At 73.9% G+C, this 5358-nt stretch carries 4 protein-coding genes; all 4 read left to right on the top strand.

Annotation, left to right across the window (positions count from 1 at the left end):
• Window positions 1-445: 445 nt before the first annotated feature.
• Window positions 446-2089, top strand: a complete 1644-nt coding sequence (locus ACK4LS_RS14500) for an ABC transporter substrate-binding protein (RefSeq protein WP_409718744.1) — start codon at window positions 446-448, stop codon at window positions 2087-2089.
• 25 nt (window positions 2090-2114) lie between these two features.
• On the top strand, window positions 2115-3092 hold the full coding sequence (locus ACK4LS_RS14505; protein WP_409718747.1) for an ABC transporter permease: 978 nt from the start codon (window positions 2115-2117) through the stop codon (window positions 3090-3092).
• A complete protein-coding gene (locus ACK4LS_RS14510) occupies window positions 3089-3931 on the top strand; it encodes an ABC transporter permease (protein WP_409718750.1) in 843 nt (280 codons plus the stop codon). The genes ACK4LS_RS14505 and ACK4LS_RS14510 overlap by 4 nt, the downstream gene beginning before the upstream one ends.
• The coding region (locus tag ACK4LS_RS14515; protein ID WP_409718753.1) for an ATP-binding cassette domain-containing protein at window positions 3928-5358 on the top strand (1431 nt) is incomplete at its 3' end. The genes ACK4LS_RS14510 and ACK4LS_RS14515, both read left to right, overlap by 4 nt.

Below are 5358 nucleotides of genomic sequence, written 5' to 3' on the forward strand. Positions count from 1 at the left end.
GCGGCCGTGACTCGCGCCGCCCTGGGCGTGGGTCGTGCGCGCAAGGTCAGCGATTCGCGCAATGTCAGCTCGGAGGGGCGGACGCCGGCGGAGGTTGTGCGCATCGCGGAGGTTGTGCGCGTGGTGGGGCGCGGCCCGCGCCCGTGGCCGCTGCCCGCCCCCGTGCCGCGGCCGGTGGCTCGCGCCGCCCTGGGCGTGGGTCGTGCGCGCAAGGTCAGCGATTCTCGCAACCTCAGCCCGGAGGGGCGGATGCCGGCGGAGGCTGTGCGCGTCGCGGAGGTTGTGCGCGTCGCCGAGGTCATGCCGCGCGCGACGTACCGGGGAGCAACCCGCGCGGGAGACGCCGCGCGAGTGGGGGCGCACCGGGAAGACCGGGGTTTCCGCACCGGGTCCAGGAACGCGAGTAGGCTGGGGGTCTCCCCATCGAAGATCCTGAGGTCGCTTCATGCCTTCTGTGCCGTCTCGCCGGGCGCTGCCCGGTCGCGTGTTGTCCCGCCGCCTGCTGTCGACTGTCGCCGTCGCCGCGGTCGCCGCTCTCTCCCTGTCGGCGTGCGCCGGCTCCGATCCCGCGGCGGATGGGGATGGCGAGATCGTCTGGGCGATCGAGGGCGCCAACCTCTCCGCGGGCCACATGGACCCCCAGACGAGCCAGCTCGACGTGTCGGCCATGGTGCAGCGCGCGGTGCTCGACTCGCTCGTGTATCAGGAGGCCGACGGGACGTTCTCGCCGTGGCTCGCCGAGTCGTGGGACGTCGAGGAGGGCGGCGCGAGCTACCTCTTCCGCCTGCGCGACGACGTGACCTTCCACGATGGCACGCCGTTCGACGCGGCGGCCGTGAAGGCGAACTTCGACCGCATCGCCGACCCCGAGACCGCGTCGGCGCAGGCGGCATCCATGCTCGGCGGCGACCTCTACGCCGGGACCGACGTGGTCGACGAGCACACCGTGCGCGTGCGCTTCAGCCAGCCGTACGCGCCGTTCCTGCAGGCGGCGAGCACCGCCCTGCTCGGCTTCTACTCGCCCGCGGTGCTCGAGACCCGGGCCGACCAGCTCAAGGCCGGCGGCCCCGGCGTCACGGTGGGCACCGGGCCCTTCGAGCTCACCGAGTACACGCCCGACCAGGACATCGTCTACACCCGCAACGACGACTACGCCTGGGGCCCCGACGGCGGCGGCGTTGCGTCGTTCAAGACCCTGCGGGTCGACATCCTCCCCGAGGCGTCCGTGCGCGTCGGCGCCCTCTCCAGTGGCCAGGCCGACGTCGTGACCAACCTGCCGCCCAACCTCGTGAGCCAGGTGCCCGCCGACGACACCGTCGAGTCGATCGCCTATCCGGGCCTGCCGTACTCGCTGTTCCTCAACGAGAAGTACGGCGTCTTCGCCGATCAGAAGGTGCGCCAGGCGTTCACGCGCGCGATCGACGTCGACACCGCCGTGCAGGAGATCTTCTTCGGTCAGTACCCGCGTGCCTGGAGCATCCTCGGCGCCACCACCCCCGGTTACGACGCGAGCCTCGAGAACGCCTGGCCGTTCGACCAGGCGGCCGCGAATGCGCTCCTCGACGAGGCCGGCTGGACCGGACGGGATGCCGATGGCATCCGCACCAAGGACGGTCAGCGCCTCACGGCTCGGTGGATCGCCTGGACCCCGGTCCCCGACGACCGAGCCGCCCTCGCGAACGCGGTGCAGAGCGACCTCAAGGCCGTCGGCTTCGACCTGCAGCGCGAGGTGCTCGAGCCCGGCGCCTACAACGAGCAGTACGGTCCCAAGACCTACGACGTGACCGACTGGGGCTTCTCGGGTGTCGACCCCGATCTGCTGCGCAGCCACCTGGCCACCGACGGCTTCCAGAACGCCTCGCAGGTCAGCGATCCCGCGATCGACGCGTTGCTCGAACAGGGCGCCTCCACCACCGACACGGACGCCCGCAACGACGTCTATGCGCAGGTGCAGCAGTGGAACGCCGAGCACGCCGCCATCGTGCCGCTGTACAGCCCCGCCCTCATCAGCGCCGTGCGCCCCGACGTCACAGGCCTGACGTTCGACCTCTACGGCCGTCCGCTGTTCGCCACCGCCTCGGTCGGCTGAGCCCTCCGCCGACGACGGAACCCGGATGCCACGCTCTCGCCCGCGCGCGATCCTGACGCGCCTCGGCGGGATCGTGGCATCCGTGGTTCTGGTGCTGTGGGGCGCGGCGACGCTCGCGTTCGTGGCGTTCCGGATCATCCCCGGCGACCCCGTCGAGGTGCTGCTCGGGCCGCAGGCGCAGGTGGGCGAGGAGGTCAAGGCGGGCATCCGCCGCGAGCTGGGGTTGGATCGGCCGGTGCTCGAACAGTACGGGGCCTTCCTCGGGCGGCTCGTGCGCGGCGACCTGGGCGAGTCGTATCAGCTGCGACTGCCGGTCACCGAGGTGATCGGGCGTCAACTCGCACCCACGCTGCAGCTGTCGGCCCTCGCACTCGTGATCGCGCTCGTCCTGGCGCTGGCCTCCGCCCTGCTCGTGCGCGGACGCGCGGGCCGGGCCGTGGCATCCGGGATCGAGCTGGTCGTGCTGTCGTCGCCCGTCTTCTGGACGGGCCTGGTGCTGCTGAGTGTGTTCTCGTTCCAGCTCGGGTGGTTCCCGGTGTCGGGCGCGCGGGATGCCGCGGCCATCGTGTTGCCGGCCGTGACGCTGGCCCTCCCGGTCGCCGCCCTGCTCTCCCAGGTGCTGCGCGACGGCGTGCAGGCCGCAGAGCGCGAACCGTTCCTGCTCACCGTGCGGGCGCGGGGCGCGGGGCCGCTGCGCGAGAGCGTGCACCATACGCTCCGCCACGCGAGCGTGGGCGGGATCACCCTCGCCGCCTACCTCGTGGGGTCGTTGCTGGGCGGAGCGGTGCTGGTCGAGACGGTGTTCGCGCGGCCCGGCATCGGGCGCGTGACCCTCACGGCGATCACCGATCGCGACCTCCCGGTCATCACGGGGGTCATCCTGCTCAGCGCCCTCGTCTTCGTCGTCGTCAACACCGTGGTCGATCTCGTCGTGCCGCTCCTCGACCCGCGCTTGCGATCGGCGGGCCCCGCGGTCACCGCACGTGCGGCGGTGCCCTCGTGAGCGTGGCGGCCCCCGCGCGGCGCGTGACGCGCCCCGGTCGGATCACGGCGCTTTCGATCGCCGGGGCGGTGCTCGGGGTGATCGCACTCGCGGCTCTCGCCCCAGGTCTGCTGTCCACGCACGATCCGCTGCTCACCGACGTGCGGGCCGCGCTGCAACCGCCCAGCGCGGCGCACTGGTTCGGCACCGACCAGAGCGGTCGCGACGTCTACTCGCGCGTCGTGCACGGCGCCGGGCGATCGGTCGGCATCGGGCTGCTCGCCACGGGCCTGGCCCTCGCCGTGGGCGTCGTCGCCGGGTCGTTGACGGCCGTGGCACCTCGTCTCGTCGACGCCGCCGCCATGCGCGTGGTCGACGTGCTGCTGGCGTTCCCCGAGTTCCTCGTCGCCCTGCTCGTCGTCGCCCTGCTCGGCCCCGGGCCGGTGAACGTGGCCGTCGCCGTCACCATCGCGGCCGTGCCGGTCTACGTGCGCCTGGCCCGGGCGCAGACGCGCTCCCTGGCGGCGGCCGAGCACGTGGAGGCGGCCCGTATCGTCGGCGTCCCGGCGTTCGTCGTGCACGTGCGGCACGTGCTGCCCGGCGTGCTCGGGGCGGTGAGCGTGCTCGCCACGATCGGCATCGGCACGAGCATCCTCGCCGCGGCCGGGCTCAGCTTCCTGGGCCTCGGTCCCACCGAGCCCACGCCGGAATGGGGGCTCCTGCTCTCGGCCGGGCGCAATCTGCTGCTGCAGGCCCCGTGGGTCGCGGTGTTCCCGGGGCTGGCGATCACGGCGACCGTGGTGAGCGTGAGCGTCGTCGGCCGCACCCTGCGGGCCCGGGCCGAGGAGCGGGACGCGTGAGCGGCGTGCGCGTGCGCGGCCTGCGCATCGACGGACCCGCGGGAGCGCTGGTCACGGGCCTCGACCTCGATGTCGCTCCGGGGGAGTGCGTCGCGATCGTCGGTGAATCGGGGGCGGGGAAGTCGCTGACCGGCCGGGCGTTGCTGGGCCTCGTCCCGTCGGGGATGTCGGTGTCGGCCGACGCCCTCGAGATCGACGGCGCCGACGTGCGCGCCCTCTCGCCCCGCCGCTGGCGCGCGCTGCGCGGTCGGCGCGTGGCGCTCGTGTCGCAGGACGCCCTGGTCTCGCTCGACCCGCTGCGGACCATCGGAGCCGAGGTCGCCGAGCCGGTGCGCATCCACGAACCCGCGGAGCGCGGGGAGGCCCTGCGCGCGCGCGTGTTCGACACCCTGCGACGCGTGTCGCTGCCCGAGCCCGAGGTGCGCGCCTGTCAATATCCGCACGAGCTCTCCGGAGGCCTGCGGCAGCGGGCGCTCATCGCCTCGGCCCTCGCCGCCCACCCCGCCGTCCTCGTCGCCGACGAGCCGACGACCGCCCTGGATGCCACCGTGCAGGCGCGCGTGCTCGACCTCCTCCGCCGCATCGCGGATGACGGGGTCGCCGTGGTCTTCATCAGCCACGACCTCGGCGCCGTCGCGCGCGTGGCCGACCGCGTGGTCGTGATGCACGCCGGCCGCGCGGTCGAGGCCGGTCCGACCGCCGACATCCTGGCATCCCCCCGCGACCCGCACACGCGCGAGCTGGTGGAGGCGATCGCGCACGAACCGCTGCGGCGCGCTCCCCGCGCGGATGCACCACTGGTGTCGGGCGCCGGGCTGGTCAAGCGGTTCGGTGAGCGCACCGCGGTCGACGACGTCTCGTTCGCCCTGCGGCGCGGCCGCACGCTCGCCGTGGTGGGGGAGTCGGGCTCGGGTAAGACCACCCTCGCCCGTCTGATCGTCGGGGTGTCCGCTCCGGATGCCGGGACCCTCACCTTCGACGGGGCGCCGTGGACGCCCCGGGCGGCGCGGGGTGCCGCGCGCCGTCGCGTGCAGCTCGTTCAGCAGAACCCGTGGGGCGCGCTCGACCCGCGCTGGAGCGTCGGGCGCACCCTGACCGAGGCGGTCGCCGCCGGCGGAGTGGCGCGCGGCGCCAGGCGGGCCGCGGTGGAGGCGTTGCTGGCCGAGGTGGGCCTCTCCGCCGGGTTCGCCCGGCGCCGGCCGGCGCAGCTCTCGGGCGGTCAACGCCAGCGCGTCGCGATCGCGCGGGCCCTGGCCGTCTCGCCCGACCTCCTCGTGCTGGACGAGCCGGTCTCGGCGCTCGACGCGACCGTCCGCGCGCGCATCCTCGACCGCCTCCGGGTGCTGCAGCGCGAGCGCGACCTCGCGATGGTCTTCATCACGCACGACCTCGACGTCGTCGCCGGCATCGCCGACGACGTGATCGTG

Source organism: Microbacterium sp. (assembly GCF_046295495.1).
Lineage (GTDB): Bacteria > Actinomycetota > Actinomycetes > Actinomycetales > Microbacteriaceae > Microbacterium.